The sequence below is a fragment of the Undibacterium sp. Xuan67W genome, from assembly GCF_049340165.1.
Lineage (GTDB): Bacteria > Pseudomonadota > Gammaproteobacteria > Burkholderiales > Burkholderiaceae_D > Undibacterium.
Window position 1 is genome coordinate 23027 of record NZ_JBMPPN010000029.1, and the last position, 16703, is coordinate 39729.

Here is a 16703-nt window from a genome sequence, read left to right on the forward strand (position 1 = left end):
ATCTGGGCGACTTCATCTTTTCCGTTTTTGAACTACTTCACGATACCGTCTCAGTATCTCATCGTATTGCGTATTAATATGTGCTTGCTCGGCCTCATATTTTTCGTTACTCAATTTGGCACTTTTAATCGCCGATGCCAATTGACTTGCACGTCTTTGTAAATCGGCATTCTCTTCTGCCGATTTTTTTCCTCCGCGTTGTTGCACATTTTGAAGATCCGCCTGTATTAGGCCAATGTCTTTCAGTTGCTCATTATTGACGCGGATTTTTTCTTTCACACTGGCAATTGCGCGCTGGCGGGCTGACTCGATATCTGCCTCTGTCCTGAAGTTTGCTAAAAGATAGAGTTCTTCTTTTTTTCTCTGCTCTTCAAGTTGCGCTTCCTTCTTTTGTGCTTCCTCTTCGGCATCGGCTTTACGACGTTCTTCGACCGATAAGGGGCGCGGCACTTCTTTGAGAGGCTGCGTCACCGTCTTTCGTACAAACATAGAGCGATTTGCACACTCGGGAATGGGACTATCGGAAGTTAACGTGCGGCCCGCAGCATCTTTACAAGTATAAATTTCTGCTTGTGCATGTAAAAAAACAACTCCCCCAGCCATACACAAGATAGCTGTAAAAATTGTTTTGATGTTTTTGGCCGACATAGTAATCCACTACCTCAAACGCACAGTAAGATACCGCAAAGATAAAACAAAAAAGAAACTGCTTTTTTAAGCAGGAATCACACTAAAATAGTTGACAACCATAAAGTTTAATAGTCAAACCGTCAATAAAATCTTATCTCAATCATGTCCTGAATGTCTGATTTTAAAAACTATGGCACATCACAAATTAATTGGTGTAAAACATTAAGGTCTGCTACCAGAGACTGTCGAGTATATCAACATCACTTGCGCTTCCAGCGCCCACCACCAGGAGACACGTATGAAACATATGAAAACGGTTTTGATACTTGAGCATACAGAAGAGGTGTTTGACAAGCTGACCTGCGATGTCTGTGGCGCAGAGTCCCGCTGGGATGAAAACTGGAGCACCAAGGAGAGCGAAAAAATCACAACCACTGTGCAACTGTATGAAGAAGAATCCCTCCCGAGCGGAGGACAATCACAGCAAATGCAATACCATATCTGCCCGACGTGCTTCAAAGAACACCTGGCAAAATGGTTTGAAAGTCACCGTAAGAGCAAATCAACCAACGTTAGCTCGGTCTGGTAATCTGCAGCAAGACCTCTCAACATTCTCCCAACGCTGTATTTTTTGATGAAATACAGCGTCATTTCTCGGCAAATCTACCCTGTTTCCATCCGAATCCAAATCCAGAATCGCCCAAGGCTCGGGTATAATCGAAGGTTTGATTTAAATACGATAGAAGAAAAATATGGAAGCCGAACGCCTTAATAGCCTGTCCGCCCTGCTCGCCGATCTGACGACGCGCGAAGCCGAACTTCGGAGGTATCTTTGACTTCGATGTCAAGTCAGAGAAACTAGAGCAAGTCAACGCCGAACTCGAAGATCCCAAAGTCTGGGAAGAACCGAAACGTGCGCAAGAATTAGGCAAAGAGAAAAAATCGCTCGAAGCCATCGTCCATACGCTGACGAAAATCGATACCGACCTCAAAGACGCGAATGAAATCTTTGCGATGGCGCGTGAAGAGGACGATGAAAGCACGCTGGAAGCCATTGAGGTCGATGCACAGACATTAAAAGGTCTGGTCGAAGGCATGGAATTCCGCCGGATGTTCAACAATCCCATGGACCCCAACAACTGCTTCATCGACATCCAGGCCGGTGCTGGTGGCACAGAAGCCCAGGACTGGGCGTCCATGTTATTGCGTCAATACCTGCGCTATTGCGAACGCAAAGGCTTCAAGGTCGAAATCCTGGAACAATCTGATGGCGAGGTAGCGGGCATCAAAACTGCAACACTCAAAGTGGAAGGCGAATATGCGTATGGCTTCCTACGTACCGAAACCGGCGTACATCGTCTGGTGCGCAAGTCGCCGTTTGATTCTGCGAATGGCCGCCACACTTCGTTTTCCAGCTTATTCGTGTATCCGGAAGTCGATGAATCCTTCGAGATTGATATCAATCCGGCGGATGTTCGGGTCGACACTTACCGCGCATCCGGTGCCGGTGGTCAGCATATTAATAAAACAGATTCCGCCGTCCGTTTGACGCATGGCCCATCAGGTATCGTAGTTCAATGTCAAAACGATCGCAGTCAGCATCGCAATCGCGCTGAAGCCTGGGAAATGTTAAAGGCGAAATTGTTTGAGCTCGAATTACGCAAGCGCATGAGCGAAAAACAAAATCTGGAAGACACCAAAACCGACGTCGGCTGGGGCCATCAGATTCGCTCCTATGTACTGGATCAATCCCGTATTAAAGATTTGCGCACCAACTTCGAAATGGGAAATACCAAGGCGGTACTCGACGGTGACCTGGATGACTTTATCGCCGCCTCATTGAAGCAAGGCGTTTAAATAATTACGAGCCGGATTCGGCATCAAACGAACGACGACTCAACAGAACCGATCTTATTATCCGAAGTAATTACTACATCGAGAGAAATTTCATGTCAGACCAAATAAATAACGCAGCAGCAGAACCCGTGGTTGATGAAAATTCCATCATCACAGAACGTCGCGCCAAACTCGATGCGATTCGCGCACAGGGTATCGCTTTTCCGAATGATTTCCGCCCGCAGCATAAAGCTGCCGCCTTGCAGGCACAATATGGCGAAACTACCCGTGAACAGTTAGAAGAACTGAATATTACCGTCAGCGTAGCTGGCCGTATGATGCTCAAACGTGAAGCCGGTAAAAAAGCGGCATTCGCCACCTTACAAGATGCCTCAGGCATCAAGGCTGACGGCCGTATTCAGTTGTACATCACAACGGACAAAACCGGCGAAGCCGAGATGGAAGCCTTCCGTCATTATGATCTGGGCGATATTCTTGGCGTTGAGGGTGTTTTGTTCAAGACAAAAACTGACGAACTGACGGTCAAAGTAACGACATTACGTCTGCTGACGAAATCGCTGCGCCCTCTGCCAGATAAATTTCATGGCCTGGCAAATCAAGAGACGAAATACCGTCAGCGCTACGTGGATCTGATCATGAGCGAAGACACGCGCCGTACCTTTAAAGCACGTACTGCGGCGATGACCTCGATCCGCAATTTCATGAATAGCAATGAGTTCATGGAAGTCGAAACACCGATGCTGCACGTAATTCCAGGCGGTGCAGCAGCCAAGCCCTTCATCACTCATCACAACGCGCTAGATATGCAAATGTATTTGCGTATCGCGCCTGAACTGTATCTGAAGCGCCTTGTTGTTGGCGGCTTTGACCGTGTATTTGAAGTCAACCGTAACTTCCGGAATGAAGGCGTATCACCGCGTCATAATCCAGAATTCACAATGATGGAATTTTACGCAGCCTATGTCGATTACAAATGGCTGATGGATTTCACCGAACAGGTAATACGCAAAGCGGCGGAAGACGCGCATGGCACAGCAGTTCTGACTTACCAGGGTAAAGAACTCGATCTGAGCAAGCCATTTCAGCGTTTGACCATCGTCGGTGCCATTAACAAATACGCGCCACACTACACGCAGGAACAACTGCATGACGCCAGCTTTATCAAAGCTGAATTATTGAAATTTGGTGTAAAACCGTTTGCGACAGCGGGTCTGGGCGCCTTGCAGCTAGCCTTATTTGAAGAAACGGCAGAGGCGCAGTTATGGGAGCCAACTTACATCATTGACTATCCCGTCGAAGTATCTCCATTGGCGCGTGCGTCAGACACCGTTGCAGGCATCACGGAACGTTTTGAGTTATTCATGACCGGTCGTGAAATCGCTAATGGTTTCTCCGAGCTAAACGATGCAGAAGATCAGGCAGCGCGCTTCCAGGCACAGGTTGCCGCCAAAGATGCAGGTGACGAAGAAGCGATGTACTACGACGCGGATTACATTCGTGCGCTGGAGTACGGCCTGCCTCCGACAGGCGGCTGTGGCATTGGCATTGACCGTCTGATGATGCTGATCACCGACTCACCGAATATCCGAGACGTGATCTTATTCCCGCATTTACGTCGTGAAGATTAATTCGCTCGGCTCATCAACGTAAATCCCGTAGGGACTGTAAAATTTACAGTCCCTTTTTTACTTCTACTTATTTGTGCTTATTCGTGTTCATTTGCATTTCAATCTGACCAACGCTCATAACAAGTTTTGCCTCCATACTCACATCACCGACCCAATTACATGCAAGCTACCCATCCCCTGAAAAAACTACTGAGTTATGCACAATCGTATCGTCGTGATTTTCGATTGGCGACGCTTTACTCGATTCTGAATAAATTTTTCGATGTGCTGCCAGAAGTGTTGATTGGTGTCGCCGTTGATATTGTCGTCAATGGGGATAAAAGTTTTCTGGCGAAAAAAGTGCTCGGTGGCTTTGGCATTACCGATACCTGGCATCAGTTACTGTTACTTGGTGTGTTAAACGTTGTGATCTGGGGCGGCGAATCCTGGTTTGAATATTTGCTCTCCCTGAAATGGCGTAAGCTCGCGCAAAATCTTCAGCATGATTTGCGCCTCGATACTTACAGCCACGTGCAGAAACTCGAAATGGCCTATTTTGAAAATCAACGTACAGGCAACCTGATGTCGATCCTGAACGAGGATATCAATCAGATGGAGCGCTTTTTAAACGGCGGTGCCAATCAAATTATCCAGGTCATCTGCTCATCCATCATGGTTAGCGCGGTGTTCTTTGCTCTACAACCTTCCCTGGCAATTATTTCCTTGCTACCCGTACCGGCAATCCTGATCGGGGCTTTTTGGTTTCAGAAACGTCTCGCACCACGCTACGCAGAAGTACGTGAAGCTGCCGGTGATGTTAGCGCACGATTGAATAATAATTTACTCGGTCTCGCAACGATCAAGGCTTTTGCAACTGAACATTTTGAAAGCAAACACATCGCACAAGCCAGCGACGCCTACCGCAGCGCCAATGGACGCGCAATCGCCATCAGCTCCGCGATTACACCGGTCATCCGGATGGCGATTCTGGCTGGCTTCACCGCAACACTGGTCTACGGCGGCTGGCTGACCCTACATGGCGAACTCGCTGTCGGTGCTTATTCTGTGCTGGTGTTTTTGACCCAGCGATTACTGTGGCCGCTCACGGGATTGGCAGAAGTCGCCGATATGTATCAACGTTCGATGTCCGCGATTGACCGGGCGATGAACTTATTGAATACACCGATCAAGATCGCATATGAGGGGACGCACCTGTCACCGCAGCAGGTCAAGGGAGAGTTGCACTTTAACCATGTAGGATTTTCTTATGCGGAGACGGCAACATTAAGCGATATCAATCTGACGATCCCTGCCGGAAAAACCGTCGCCTTTGTCGGCTCTACCGGCTCGGGCAAATCAACACTGGTCAAGCTCTTACTGCGCTTTTACGAATCACAATCAGGCAGCATCAGTCTCGATGGACAGGCAATTAATGACATCAACTTACAAGATCTGCGTCGCGCTATTGGCTATGTTGCGCAAGATAGTTTTTTAACCGATGGCACGATTGCAGAGAATATCGCTTATGGTCTGAGCGACGTCTCTGAGCAAGCTATTGCTGATGCAGCCCAAGCCGCCGAAGCAACGGAATTCATTCAGAAACTCCCCCTGGGTTTTGCTACCCATATTGGCGAACGCGGGCAAAAACTCTCCGGAGGTCAGCGTCAGCGACTCGCTCTGGCGCGCGCAATTTTAAAAAATCCGCCTATCCTGATTCTCGATGAAGCAACCAGCGCCGTAGATAATGAGACCGAAGCCGCAATACAGCGCAGCCTCGACGTCGTCAGCCGTAACCGCACAACGATTGTGATTGCACATCGTCTCTCAACCGTCAGACAAGCCGACTGCATCTATCTTCTCGAGTCGGGACAAATCGTCGAAAGTGGCACGCATGAACAACTGCTGGCACTCAACGGCGGTTACGCGTCTCTGTGGCGGCTGCAAACTGGTGAACGCCTCATCGCTAATCAATAAAACGATCAGCCAATGATGTTGCACTGCCAGACAAATGCGAATGCTAAAATCGATGTCAATTTTTTATAACGGGTTTTGACAGTATGACTACATCAATCAAATACGGCATTGCAGGCATTCTCGCCGGCCTTATTGGCGTCATGATCTACGGCGCCGCGACCTATGTGCTACACGTAGCTCCGGCGAGCAGCAGCACCGTCAGCTTGCCGGTACAGCCGTTCGAGGTCGATGCCAGCTGGGTCAAGTCAGGTCAGCCTAATTTTAAAGCAGTGGAATTTTCAAAGGCGGCGGATGGCAGCTCAAGCTCTGGGATCTTTGTAGCAGACGGTCCATCGACGTTTGAATGGCATTATCAACTCGATGAGTCGATATATGTACTGAGTGGCGGCGTTGACATCGACTATCTGGGTAAACGCTTTACCCTAAAAGCAGGCGACACCGCATTTTTTCGTGCTGGCACAACGGCTTTATGGCATGTGCCTCAAGGGGGAATACGCAAAACCTGGACGCTTTACAACCCTGGACGACTGGCACGCTGGTTTGCGCATTTAAGCAACTAACAACTAGCAAACCATAACGCCACGCCGGCACAGCGGGCATCAGCGCAATCATTGCCCTCTTTCACAATTTATCGCAATTAACGATAGTCCACCCCCACTATTTTCAAACCACTACGAAAACAGTGCGGATGGAGTATTGTTTTTACCTATACTCCCCTATTTTTCTTATTTTTTAGCTTTACTGACCTGTGCGGCTAAAGCCAGCGCGCTCAGAAACGCATTTTCTACCCTGCCACTGCCGTCCAGACCGGCAGCGAACCAGTCTCCGCAGACGCCTATTCCTTGTTTGGCGTTCCACAGACAATCTTCTGCCATTGGCTTGGTCGCTTGCGAATAACGCCAGCGGTGAGCTACCGCATGGATGGCCTGAATTGGCGAACCAGTAGACTCATGAAAAGCTTTGGACAGTTTTTCTTTGACACGTTCCGCATCATCTTCCAGATGTTCAACACTCCATTCTGGAGTTGCATGACAGACCCAGCGCTCACCGGCACGGTGGGATGGTTTGGCGGTATCACGTGCAATCCAGCCTAAGCGGGAGTTGTTGACCCAAGCGCCGTCATAACCGAGATTGAGTTCGGTCTGAAAGCCCAGCATCAGGGTCCAGCATGGCGCAAGTTTTTGCCTAGCGGCTTGTTTTGCCATTGCGGGTACGACTTCGAGTAAAGGTGTTGCCTGCTCAGGAGGAATTGCCAGTATAACGATATCGAAAGGGCCTGCCGATGCCGGGATGGCGACTTCATCTGACATCACCGAGAGCAGCCACTGTTGGCCAAAGGCCTGAATGGCGACGACTTGCTGTTCGGTGCGAACATCTAATCCGTGCGCGAGTTGTTTACCTAGCGAGCTCATACCTGGTACTGGCACAAAGCGTTTGCCCGTGCTGCCAGCTGCTTTTGTGATTCCGTGATCGAGCGTTACGAGCTTGCTTTCCCATGGCACGACCCAGCCTAACTTGCGCCAGTCGGCAACTTCTTTTTTAAAACGATCGGAACTGGTCGTAAAGTATTGTGCACCATGATCAAAACCACCGAGTTCGGTGACCCGGGTGCTCATGCGACCACTGACTCCTCGGCTTTTTTCGTAGACGGTGACATGGTGCCCCTGGGACTGCAACTGACGTGCGACAGTGAGTCCTGCTAATCCTGCTCCAACAACGGCGATTTGCATAGGTAATTCCTTTTCAATTGTTATTGGTGACGTCGATGATTGATTATGATTGTCAACTACGACTATTTGATTACGCGTCAGGGCGTTGCGATGTCCGATGTGCCGGAAATAAGTCATGCCGCGCTCTGAATATCTGCCAGCCCAAAACAAAAACGCCTGCAGAAGTAGGCCTGCAGGCGTCATCTCAGATCGGATTGCCGATCTTTTTTTTCTTGATCAAGTCTGGTACTGCCATAGACAAGGACATTTTATTCTTCCTGTTCTTCAACCGGCCAATCGCGGATGTAGGCTTTGAGCATCTTATTCTCGAAACTTTGCGCTTCCAGAACGGCTCTGGCGACATCATAGAAGGAAATTACACCTAGTAAGGTTTTTGCGTCCATGACAGGTAGATAGCGAGAATGTTTCTCCAGCATCATACGACGTACTTCATTGACTTCTGTCTCTGGCGTGACGGTCAGCGGATGATCATCCATGTACTTGCGTACGGTACCAGCGCCAAGCGAGCCTTTGTTATTGTGTATCGCACGGATCACTTCGCGAAAGGTGAGAATTCCAGACAAATCGCCGTATTCCATAACGACCAGGGAACCGATATCTTTTTCTTCCATGACACCAACGGCATCAATGATCGACGTATCCGGGGTAATGGTATATAGGATGTTGCCTTTTACTTGAAGAATTTCCGAGACTTTCATATTGCTCTCCTCTTTATCACTACCTGATTTCGCTAGGTGCCAGCCTCATCAATTTGTTTGGCCTGCTTTCAGTTTCGTTGCTTTCCTGATGGCACATTTGATGTTATGTGTTCAATGTATCGCAAGCCTTGCAAAAAATCCAGCAAAGCGATGAACTAAATCACATGAAAATATCGCTACGCTGCATCAGCATACGATTTGCATGGCATTCACACCCGGCACGACCATCGGATTACCCGTAGTCAAATCATCTGCGATGGTCGCTACAGAGAAGTCATGCTATTTGATGGATTTAGTCTCTAGCCCCTTATTTAGCGCTGTGAAGAATGGTAGCATTACCCTATTGAAATTAAGAGAATAACATCACAATGAGCAGCCCTAAATACCTCGGTTTTGATACCCTTTCACTGCATGCAGGTGCAGCACCTGATCCGGCAACCGGCGCGCGCGCCACCCCGATTTATCTGACTTCTTCGTTTGTTTTTAAAGACTCTGACCACGCAGCCTCTTTGTTTAATATGGAGCGGGCCGGTCATGTGTATTCACGCATCTCTAATCCAACCAATGCCGTACTAGAAGAGCGCATAGCCGCGCTTGAAGGCGGTGTCGCAGGGATTGCTGTCGCCAGCGGTCAGGCTGCAATGCATCTGGGACTGGCAACAATCGCTGGTGCAGGCTCGCATGTTGTCGCCTCACGAGCGTTGTATGGCGGCTCGCAAAACTTGCTGGCTTACACCATGAAACGCTTTGGCATCGAGACCACGTTTGTCGATCCGCGTGATCTGAATGCCTGGAAAGCGGCAATCCGCCCGAATACCAAGGTGCTGTTTGCCGAAACGCTAGGCAATCCGGGCCTGGATGTTTTGAATATTTCCGCAGTTGCTGAGATTGCTCATGATAATTATCTCCCGCTGATGCTGGACTCCACCGTCACCACGCCGTATCTGTTGCGCCCATTCGATCATGGTGCCGATCTGGTATTTCATTCTGCGACCAAGTTCCTGTGCGGGCACGGTACCGCGATCGGTGGCTTGCTGGTCGATGGTGGTACCTTTGACTGGCAAGAAGCGTATGAAAAAACCGGTCGCTTCGGCGAACTGTGCGAACCCTATGACGGTTTCCATGGCATGGTGTTTTCAGAAGAATCGACGATAGCTCCATTTTCGCTGCGCGCCCGGCGTGAAGGCTTACGTGACTTTGGCGCCGTAATGAGTCCGCATAATGCCTTCGCAATTTTGCAAGGCATAGAAACGCTAGGCCTGCGCATGGACCGGCATGTCGCAAATACACGTAAAGTTGTCGAATATCTGGTCGCTCATCCAGCGGTCGAATCGGTATCGTATCCCGAGCTGGAGTCACATCCGGATTACGAACTCGCCAAGACCTTATTGCCAAAAGGTTGCGGTGCCGTATTCTCGTTCAGCATCAAAGGCAATCGCGCTGCGGGCCAGCGCTTTGTTGAATCACTGACGCTGTTCTCGCATCTGGCGAATGTCGGCGATGCCAAATCGCTGGTGATTCACCCGGCCTCCACAACCCATTTTCGCGTTCCGGCAGAGCAATTGGCGGCGTCCGGCATCACCGAGGGCACCATGCGTTTATCGATAGGGCTGGAGAATGTTGACGACCTGATCGACGATCTGGCCCGCGGTCTCAAAGCTGCGCAGAAAGGAGCCTGAGATGCTGTTTAACGTTCATGGACATCCTGTGTATTGCTACACAGGCGGTAAGAACTTCAATCCTGCATTGCCCACTGCCGTATTTATTCACGGTGCGCAGAACGATCATTCGGTCTGGATATTGCAGACCCGCTATTTTGCCCATCATGGTTTTAATGTACTTGCGGTTGACTTGCCCGGACACGGCCGCAGCAAAGGTGATGCACTGAGCAGTATTGAACAAATGGCGGACTGGCTGATCGCCTTGCTGGATGCGGCAGGTGTACAGCAAGCCTGCCTGATCGGTCACAGCATGGGCTCACTGATCGCATTAGAAACCAGCGTACGTGCGCCAGCCCGTGTCAGCAAATTAGCACTAGTGGGCACTGCGTATCCGATGAAAGTATCGGATACCTTACTCAACGCCGCGCGCGACGAAGAGCAAACTGCGATTGATATGGTCAACATTTGGTCGCACAGCACGATTGCGCACAAGCCGTCTTGCCCTGGACCAGGATTTTATGTCATGGGCGGCAGCCAGCGCCTGATGCAGCGTATTTCTAAAATCAATCCTGCCAAAGTGTTTTATACCGATTTTTCTGCATGTAATGCGTATGGCAATGGCGAGCAGGCAGCGCAGGCCGCCACATGTCCGTCGCTGTTTTTACTCGGCAAAAAAGACATGATGACGCCACCGAAAGCGACCAGCACTTTGCGCACAGCCATCGCGCATAGCAAGACAACGCTGATCGACAATTGCGGCCACTCACTGATGTCAGAGCAAAGCGATGCCGTATTGCAAGCACTGTTTGACTTCGCAAAATCCTGATTATTCGCAGATGACTGACAACCCGCTCTCCCGCACGCGGGAGTGGACTGTGGTTGAAATCAGTGAAGGACTACGCAAATAGAACGCGCTAATTAAATTTTTAAAATTAGCGGAATCAAATTTTGTGTTTTGATTTTGGCTTGAGGTCGCTGCGTACTAATTGTAAAAATCCTCACCCCGCTCTACTCCATTTGCGCGAAAGAGCATTCAAGGAAGCGTCAAAACAGAGGGAAGTAAACACGCTGATAGCAATACGTTTTAAAAACAAGTTTTGAAGACAAACATAAAAAAATAATAGATCTGAATAAATAAATGGAAAACTGGTTACTCTTCACCGCAACTGAGGCGGCACTTTCTCTGTCACCTGGCCCTGCTGTCATGATGGTCGTAGCCTGCGGTATCGCACGCGGTTGGCGCATGTCCTTGTTTGTCACGCTCGGCATTTTGACTGGCAATGCACTTTTTTTCCTCATTTCAGCAACAGGAATAGGCTCGGTTATTTTGGCGTCGCCCAAGCTGTTTATGGCGATTAAATATCTCGGAGCGGCATATCTGGTGTATCTGGGTTTATCTGCGATATTTGGCAAGCCCTCGCCAATCACGCTGAGCAGCATGGATAGCACCTCACAAAGTGGCAAACGGATTTTTACCGGCGCACTGATGTTACAGATGACGAATCCCAAGGCGATGCTCGGTTTTGTTGCGATCCTGCCGCAGTTCATTGATCCGCAAAAGCCGATTGCGTTGCAAATGATCATACTGGCGGCATGCTCGATGATTCCTGAATTTTTTATATTGCTTGGCTACGGCATGCTGGCGAATAAGGCCAGCCATTGGGCCACGCAGCCGAAATACAGCGTCATTACTGAGCGCATTGCAGGCAGTTTTGTATTGATCGCTGGGGTATTGGTAGCGATAGTTTGATTCGGGCGGCGGTCAAAGTTGGATCACCATTTAAGCATGTATATCATTCACAGTAGGAGACAAGGATGAATATCAAACACACAAAGTACAACAGCTTTGCCGAGTTTTATCCGTTCTACCTGGCAGAACATCGCCATCGTACCTGTCGTCAATTACATTTCATTGGCTCGACACTGGTTCTGGTTTGTCTTGCGTCATTTTTTATTACGAGCGCTGGAATGTGGCTGGTCGCCGCACCAGTCTGCGGTTATGGGTTTGCCTGGATAGGCCATTTTGGTTTTGAAAAAAATAAACCTGCCTCATTCAAACAACCGCTGTATTCCTTCATGGGCGATTGGCTAATGTATTGGCAGTTATTGACGGGTAAGATTGGTTTTCAGGCAGATTAATTCTCAAGCAGGCGTACTATTTTTCAGTCAGTCGTTTACCCACCGATTTCACATGTCCAATAACGATAACAATATAAACAAGCCAGTACTCTATTCCGCCTGGTTTATGCTGATCGACGGTGGCATTGGCTTATTTGTATCAGCAAGCATGATGATTGCTCAACATTCAGTAAGCGCCGTCATCAATATGGTCTCTTACACATCGATCCTTGGTGTGCTATCTGGCCTATTAGCTCTGCGCGGCCGCCTTGCCGGACTCATAGGCGGGTTGTTTTTTTATGGTGTCCAGATGGTCAGTTATTACTCACACGATATACGGTTGAATTTTAGATCCGGTATCAGCCTCGCTGTCGTTGTTGACCTAATGCACGGCACCGTTGTCATCAATACGGTTGCTGTTGCAGGTTTGGCAGCGACCATATGGATATTAAAAAAACGGCTTTACCACTCCATCAGTTCAGCGCTTTAACGTTGTGCCAATTTGATCGATTTAGCAACTGGCTTAGCGTTAATGAAAATGCCGCATTGATTGACAAGGATGTTCAATGCACCTGGCAGCATTTGTTTTACTGGCCGTTGCGATCAAAAAAACTGGTGTGTCATGCTGATATGCGGAATGCCGGCTTCTTCAAATGCCTCGCCGTCACGGCTATAGCCGTTGGCGCTATAGAACGGTTCAGCTGAAATCTGTGCATTTAGCTGGACTGCCTGATCGCCGCGCTGACGTGCCTGCTGCATCAGACTTTGCAAAATTGCTGCCCCGACGCCCAGACCACGTGCAGATTTGCGTACTGCCATACGACCAATATGACCATCCGGCAGCAAGCGTCCAGTACCTATTGCCTTGCCAGTCGCGTCATCATAGGCAACGGCGTGCAGGCATTGCGCATCCATGTCATCCCACTCCAGCTCAGCAGGAATTTTTTGCTCGATCACAAAGACGTCGTAGCGTATCGCTTGCGCGTCTTTTTGCATATCGGACCAAGAACCAAGCGTGACTTGATACGACCGTTTTTCCGTACTAATTAAATTCATGTAATCTAAAATCCATTATTTTTGAAAAATTTGCCGCCGATTCAATTTAAAACTCTCTCACCAATCAAAAAAAGATCGTCGATCGGTGCTGGCTTATGCAAAAGAAAACCCTGTGCGTAATCAATCCCAATGTCACGTAACCTGCTTAAAACCTCAGGTTTATCGACAAATTCAGCGACTGTTTTAACCCCTACGACTTTTGCAACTTCGGCGAAACATTTTACAGCGACATCATCCATAGGATCGTCAATTATATCTTTGACGAACTGCCCGTCAATTTTCAAGAAATCAACGGACAGTGATTTTAGATACCCAAAAGACGATGCACCCGCTCCAAAATCATCCAACGCTGTTTTAACACCAAGGGCCCGAACTTGCTCAATAAATATGGTGGCGTCTGCCATATTGGTAATAGCCGCAGTCTCAGTAATTTCGAAACACAATTTGGTACAAATTAAATGCCCAGCGGCTCTCAGCGTTTCAATTGCATGTGCATGAAAGGCTCGATCACCGATCGACTGCCCGGATAAATTAACGCTGATCGTGTTGACTAACTGAAGATCATTCAGATTTTTGATCCATTCCAGTGTGTGCTGCAAAACCCATCGATCAATTCTTGACGCAAGATGGAATCTTTCAGCGGCTGGTAAAAAAGCACCGGGAGGCACTATCGAACGATCCTCGTCAAGCATCCGAATTAGCACCTCGGCGTGCATTCCCTTTTCTTTATCATTCAGCGGCACTATTTTTTGGGCAAATAAAACGAAGCGATTCTCGTCAATCGCCTGTTCAATTCGCGCAGCCCATTGCATCTCGCCGTGACGGGCTCGCATTGCGAGATCTGTGTCGAACCATGCATGAACCCGATTTCTTCCAGCCTCCTTTGCCGCATAGCAGGATGTATCGGCCGCTTGCAAAATAGCCGCAGCATTTTTCCACCTTAAATCGACGGAAACCAAACCTATACTTGCCCCAATCCGAAATCTTTTTCCATCATGGACAAATCTATAGTCATCCATACGGTCACAAATTTGTTGTGCCACACGCTGAGCTTGCTCAGTAGAACAATGCTCAAGAATTACCGCAAACTCATCACCACCAAGTCTGGCTAGAGTATCTCGCGCTCTTACTGTTTCTAATAATAACTTACTTATTTGCTGCAATAATTGATCTCCGGCAGAATGCCCGCATGCGTCATTAACAAGCTTAAACTGGTCAAGATCGATGTACATTAAAGCATGTTCACTTCGATCCTCATGCGCGCTGTTCAATGTTTTCCGGAGCCTCGCTTCAAACTCTGCTCGATTGACTAAACCAGTCAAAGAATCATGGGTTGCACGGAAACTCATTTCTCCCGATAACCGACGTTGTTCAGTGACGTCATGAAAAACTAATACAACGCCAAGTAACTCACCAGACTTATTCAGAATAGGCGCTGCCGAGTCTTCAATCCCAAACTCCTCGCCGTCGCGCGAAATCAATACGGTATGGTTAGCTAGTCCTACGATTTTTCCTTGCGACATACAAGTCGCAACCGGGTTCTCTGTTGGCTTCCTGGTGTCTTCATTAACAATATTGAAAATTTGCGTTAGTGGCCTTCCGATTGCTTCAGAGGAGAGCCAGCCGGTCATGCGCTCTGCTACTGGATTTAACCAACTAACGGCCCCCTTAGAATCTGTCGTAATCACAGCATCACCAATAGATTGTAAGGTGACTTGCAACAGCTCATGCTGTTCTGCTAGTTGTGCGGTCAAACGGCGTAATTTCGTAATATCCCAATTTGCTCCAACGACTTTAAGAGGTGTACCTGACTCATCACGTTGAATTCTTGCCGTTGCACGAACATGACGAACACTCGCGTCTGGCCAGATCAGTCTGAACTCAAAGTCAAACGGAGTGCCCCCTTGAATCGCCTGACTAAGTGCCAGTTCGGTGTTCTGCAGATCGTCCGGATGAATCTGCTGAGCCCAAAGCTGATACGGCTCTAAAGGGGATGAATTAGTCACCCCATAAATTTGGTACATCAATGGATCCCAAATTAAGGTTTGATCAATTAAATTATATTCCCAGATACCAATTTGCCCGCTCTCTGTCGCCAAGGAAAAGCGGTCTATAGCGTCTTCAAGTTGTAACCTTTGCGCCCTGGCAAAAGTTACATCTTGAAAAGCACCAACAATCCTGACCGGATCTCCATTTTCGAAATCGACGTTCCCTACTACCCTTACCCAAATAGATTCACCGTTCATGCGATTAAACGGCAGCTCCATATCCCAACCAGCGCCGGTTTCAATCGCATTTGACACCGCAGCCTGAATTATCGGCCTGGCGCCTGGGGCGTAAAACGCAATAGCAGATTCCAACGTTTGTTCTTGTCCGACAGGCACGCCATGAATCCGGTAAGTCTGATCTGACCACGTTATTTTATTCGTAGTTAAATCGACTTCCCACCCACCCACTCAAGCCAATGAGCCGGTTCTATCCAAGAATGACTGGCTCTTACGTAGTGTTTCCTCATTTAATTTACGTATGGTGACGTCCTCGACTATCCCAACATACCCCGTGACAAGCTCACCTACCTTTAACTCGCTAGATCTAGAATGAACATAAGACACGCTGCCATCTTTTTTTAGCAATCTAAATTCGAAATCAAATTTGCCGTTTAATAATGCAGCATGCCGCCATTCTTCGGCAATTTGCTCCGCATCATCTGGATGAAGCGGTGTCAGCCAACCTTGCCCCAAACTTTGCTCAAAAGTGAGTCCATAAATTTCCTGCCACCGCCGATTTGTATAGAGACAGTTGCCATCTAAATCTGTAGAAAAAATACCGAGCGGAGAAAACTCACTCAGAGTTCGAAAAAGTGCCTCACTTTTTTCCAATGCCTCCGCCGATTTTATTTTTTGAGTGATGTCACGGTACATCTTGGTAAAACCTAGTAACTCTCCTTCCCCGCCTAGGATCGGCGCAATGCTGATGGAGACATCAATCAAATGCCCATCTGCATGCCGCCGTTTTGTATCGAAAGCAGTATCGGTAACTTTTGCGTATGTTGCTGTTAAAAAATGCAGGTCATTCTCATCGCGAAGCTCATTGGGAATTAATTTTTCAATGGATTGCCCTACCATCTCGCTATCGCTATAGCCGAACAGTCGAGAAGCAGCAGGATTCCAATGCGTGATCGTTCTATCATGGGAGAGTCCAATAATAGTATCAGCTGAACAATACATGATTGCAGTTGACAGTCGTTCGGTAATCCCCCCTGCAAACAAGCGTTGAAATGAGTAGAATTTTCTAAATATGATTTTTGAAAGTTCTGCATGAAGCCTTCCCGTTACACCGACAGTCAGATCATCGCCATCCTCAAGCAGGCCG

16 protein-coding genes are annotated in these 16703 nt (G+C 48.3%); 10 read left to right on the plus strand and 6 right to left on the minus strand.

Annotated elements, in window-relative coordinates; translation table 11 throughout:
- Positions 1-12: 12 nt before the first annotated feature.
- Positions 13-648 (minus strand): DUF4124 domain-containing protein, encoded by a 636-nt coding sequence (locus tag ACO0LE_RS18505; protein WP_422961810.1) that lies wholly within the window; start codon positions 646-648, stop codon positions 13-15.
- A gap of 280 nt (positions 649-928) precedes the next feature.
- Between ACO0LE_RS18505 and ACO0LE_RS18510 the strand changes: the two genes are divergently transcribed.
- The 5 genes from ACO0LE_RS18510 to ACO0LE_RS18530 all read left to right on the plus strand — a co-directional run bounded on the left by ACO0LE_RS18510 (position 929) and on the right by ACO0LE_RS18530 (position 6628).
- On the plus strand, positions 929-1219 hold the full coding sequence (locus ACO0LE_RS18510) for a hypothetical protein (protein ID WP_422961811.1): 291 nt from the start codon (positions 929-931) through the stop codon (positions 1217-1219).
- 163 nt (positions 1220-1382) lie between these two features.
- A protein-coding gene (gene prfB / locus ACO0LE_RS18515; RefSeq protein WP_262836269.1) for a peptide chain release factor 2 occupies positions 1383-2487 on the plus strand; the annotation gives its coding sequence in 2 pieces (ribosomal slippage) (positions 1383-1463 and positions 1465-2487; 1104 coding nt in all).
- 92 nt (positions 2488-2579) lie between these two features.
- The gene (lysS, locus tag ACO0LE_RS18520) at positions 2580-4115 is read left to right on the plus strand and encodes a lysine--tRNA ligase (RefSeq protein WP_422961812.1); all 1536 of its coding nucleotides are present in this window, start codon (positions 2580-2582) and stop codon (positions 4113-4115) included.
- Between the two features lie 159 nt (positions 4116-4274).
- A complete protein-coding gene (locus ACO0LE_RS18525) occupies positions 4275-6068 on the plus strand; it encodes an ABC transporter ATP-binding protein (protein ID WP_422961813.1) in 1794 nt (597 codons plus the stop codon).
- Positions 6069-6151: 83 nt separating this feature from the next.
- Positions 6152-6628 carry a cupin domain-containing protein gene (locus ACO0LE_RS18530; protein ID WP_422961814.1) on the plus strand — a complete coding sequence of 159 codons (477 nt, stop codon included), beginning with the start codon at positions 6152-6154 and terminating at the stop codon, positions 6626-6628.
- A gap of 165 nt (positions 6629-6793) precedes the next feature.
- Here ACO0LE_RS18530 and ACO0LE_RS18535 read toward each other — a convergent pair whose 3' ends face one another.
- On the minus strand, positions 6794-7798 hold the full coding sequence (locus ACO0LE_RS18535) for an NAD(P)/FAD-dependent oxidoreductase (protein WP_422961815.1): 1005 nt from the start codon (positions 7796-7798) through the stop codon (positions 6794-6796).
- A gap of 248 nt (positions 7799-8046) precedes the next feature.
- Entirely contained in the window at positions 8047-8496 is a 450-nt protein-coding gene (locus ACO0LE_RS18540) for a CBS domain-containing protein (protein WP_422956842.1), read from the minus strand.
- 368 nt (positions 8497-8864) lie between these two features.
- Here ACO0LE_RS18540 and ACO0LE_RS18545 point away from each other — a divergent pair, with 368 nt between their 5' ends.
- The 5 genes from ACO0LE_RS18545 to ACO0LE_RS18565 all read left to right on the plus strand — a co-directional run bounded on the left by ACO0LE_RS18545 (position 8865) and on the right by ACO0LE_RS18565 (position 12765).
- The gene (locus ACO0LE_RS18545; protein WP_422961816.1) at positions 8865-10175 is read left to right on the plus strand and encodes an O-acetylhomoserine aminocarboxypropyltransferase; all 1311 of its coding nucleotides are present in this window, start codon (positions 8865-8867) and stop codon (positions 10173-10175) included.
- A gap of 1 nt (position 10176) precedes the next feature.
- Entirely contained in the window at positions 10177-10983 is an 807-nt protein-coding gene (locus ACO0LE_RS18550) for an alpha/beta fold hydrolase (protein ID WP_422961817.1), read from the plus strand.
- A gap of 312 nt (positions 10984-11295) precedes the next feature.
- Positions 11296-11907, plus strand: a complete 612-nt coding sequence (locus ACO0LE_RS18555) for a LysE family translocator (protein WP_422956845.1) — start codon at positions 11296-11298, stop codon at positions 11905-11907.
- Between the two features lie 65 nt (positions 11908-11972).
- On the plus strand, positions 11973-12296 hold the full coding sequence (locus ACO0LE_RS18560; RefSeq protein ID WP_422961818.1) for an Mpo1-like protein: 324 nt from the start codon (positions 11973-11975) through the stop codon (positions 12294-12296).
- 52 nt (positions 12297-12348) lie between these two features.
- Positions 12349-12765 carry a hypothetical protein gene (locus ACO0LE_RS18565; protein ID WP_422961819.1) on the plus strand — a complete coding sequence of 139 codons (417 nt, stop codon included), beginning with the start codon at positions 12349-12351 and terminating at the stop codon, positions 12763-12765.
- Positions 12766-12878: 113 nt separating this feature from the next.
- Here the strand turns inward: ACO0LE_RS18565 and ACO0LE_RS18570 are convergent, their stop codons facing one another.
- The 3 genes from ACO0LE_RS18570 to ACO0LE_RS18580 form a co-directional block, all read right to left on the minus strand.
- A complete protein-coding gene (locus ACO0LE_RS18570) occupies positions 12879-13331 on the minus strand; it encodes a GNAT family N-acetyltransferase (protein WP_422961820.1) in 453 nt (150 codons plus the stop codon).
- Positions 13332-13372: 41 nt separating this feature from the next.
- Positions 13373-15787, minus strand: a complete 2415-nt coding sequence (locus tag ACO0LE_RS18575; RefSeq protein ID WP_422961821.1) for an EAL domain-containing protein — start codon at positions 15785-15787, stop codon at positions 13373-13375.
- On the minus strand, positions 15788-16703 hold a 916-nt coding region (locus tag ACO0LE_RS18580; protein ID WP_422961822.1), incomplete at its 5' end, for a PAS domain-containing protein. It abuts the gene before it with no gap.

Coding starts and splice junctions, on each gene's coding strand:
- ACO0LE_RS18550 (WP_422961817.1), top strand. CDS start 10,177: ATGCTGTTTAACGTTCATGGACATCCTGTGTATTGCTACACAGGCGGT.
- ACO0LE_RS18505 (WP_422961810.1), bottom strand. CDS start 648: ATGTCGGCCAAAAACATCAAAACAATTTTTACAGCTATCTTGTGTATG.
- ACO0LE_RS18510 (WP_422961811.1), top strand. CDS start 929: ATGAAACATATGAAAACGGTTTTGATACTTGAGCATACAGAAGAGGTG.
- ACO0LE_RS18560 (WP_422961818.1), top strand. CDS start 11,973: ATGAATATCAAACACACAAAGTACAACAGCTTTGCCGAGTTTTATCCG.
- ACO0LE_RS18535 (WP_422961815.1), bottom strand. CDS start 7,798: ATGCAAATCGCCGTTGTTGGAGCAGGATTAGCAGGACTCACTGTCGCA.
- ACO0LE_RS18570 (WP_422961820.1), bottom strand. CDS start 13,331: ATGAATTTAATTAGTACGGAAAAACGGTCGTATCAAGTCACGCTTGGT.
- lysS (WP_422961812.1), top strand. CDS start 2,580: ATGTCAGACCAAATAAATAACGCAGCAGCAGAACCCGTGGTTGATGAA.
- ACO0LE_RS18545 (WP_422961816.1), top strand. CDS start 8,865: ATGAGCAGCCCTAAATACCTCGGTTTTGATACCCTTTCACTGCATGCA.
- ACO0LE_RS18555 (WP_422956845.1), top strand. CDS start 11,296: ATGGAAAACTGGTTACTCTTCACCGCAACTGAGGCGGCACTTTCTCTG.
- ACO0LE_RS18525 (WP_422961813.1), top strand. CDS start 4,275: ATGCAAGCTACCCATCCCCTGAAAAAACTACTGAGTTATGCACAATCG.
- ACO0LE_RS18530 (WP_422961814.1), top strand. CDS start 6,152: ATGACTACATCAATCAAATACGGCATTGCAGGCATTCTCGCCGGCCTT.
- ACO0LE_RS18540 (WP_422956842.1), bottom strand. CDS start 8,496: ATGAAAGTCTCGGAAATTCTTCAAGTAAAAGGCAACATCCTATATACC.
- ACO0LE_RS18565 (WP_422961819.1), top strand. CDS start 12,349: ATGTCCAATAACGATAACAATATAAACAAGCCAGTACTCTATTCCGCC.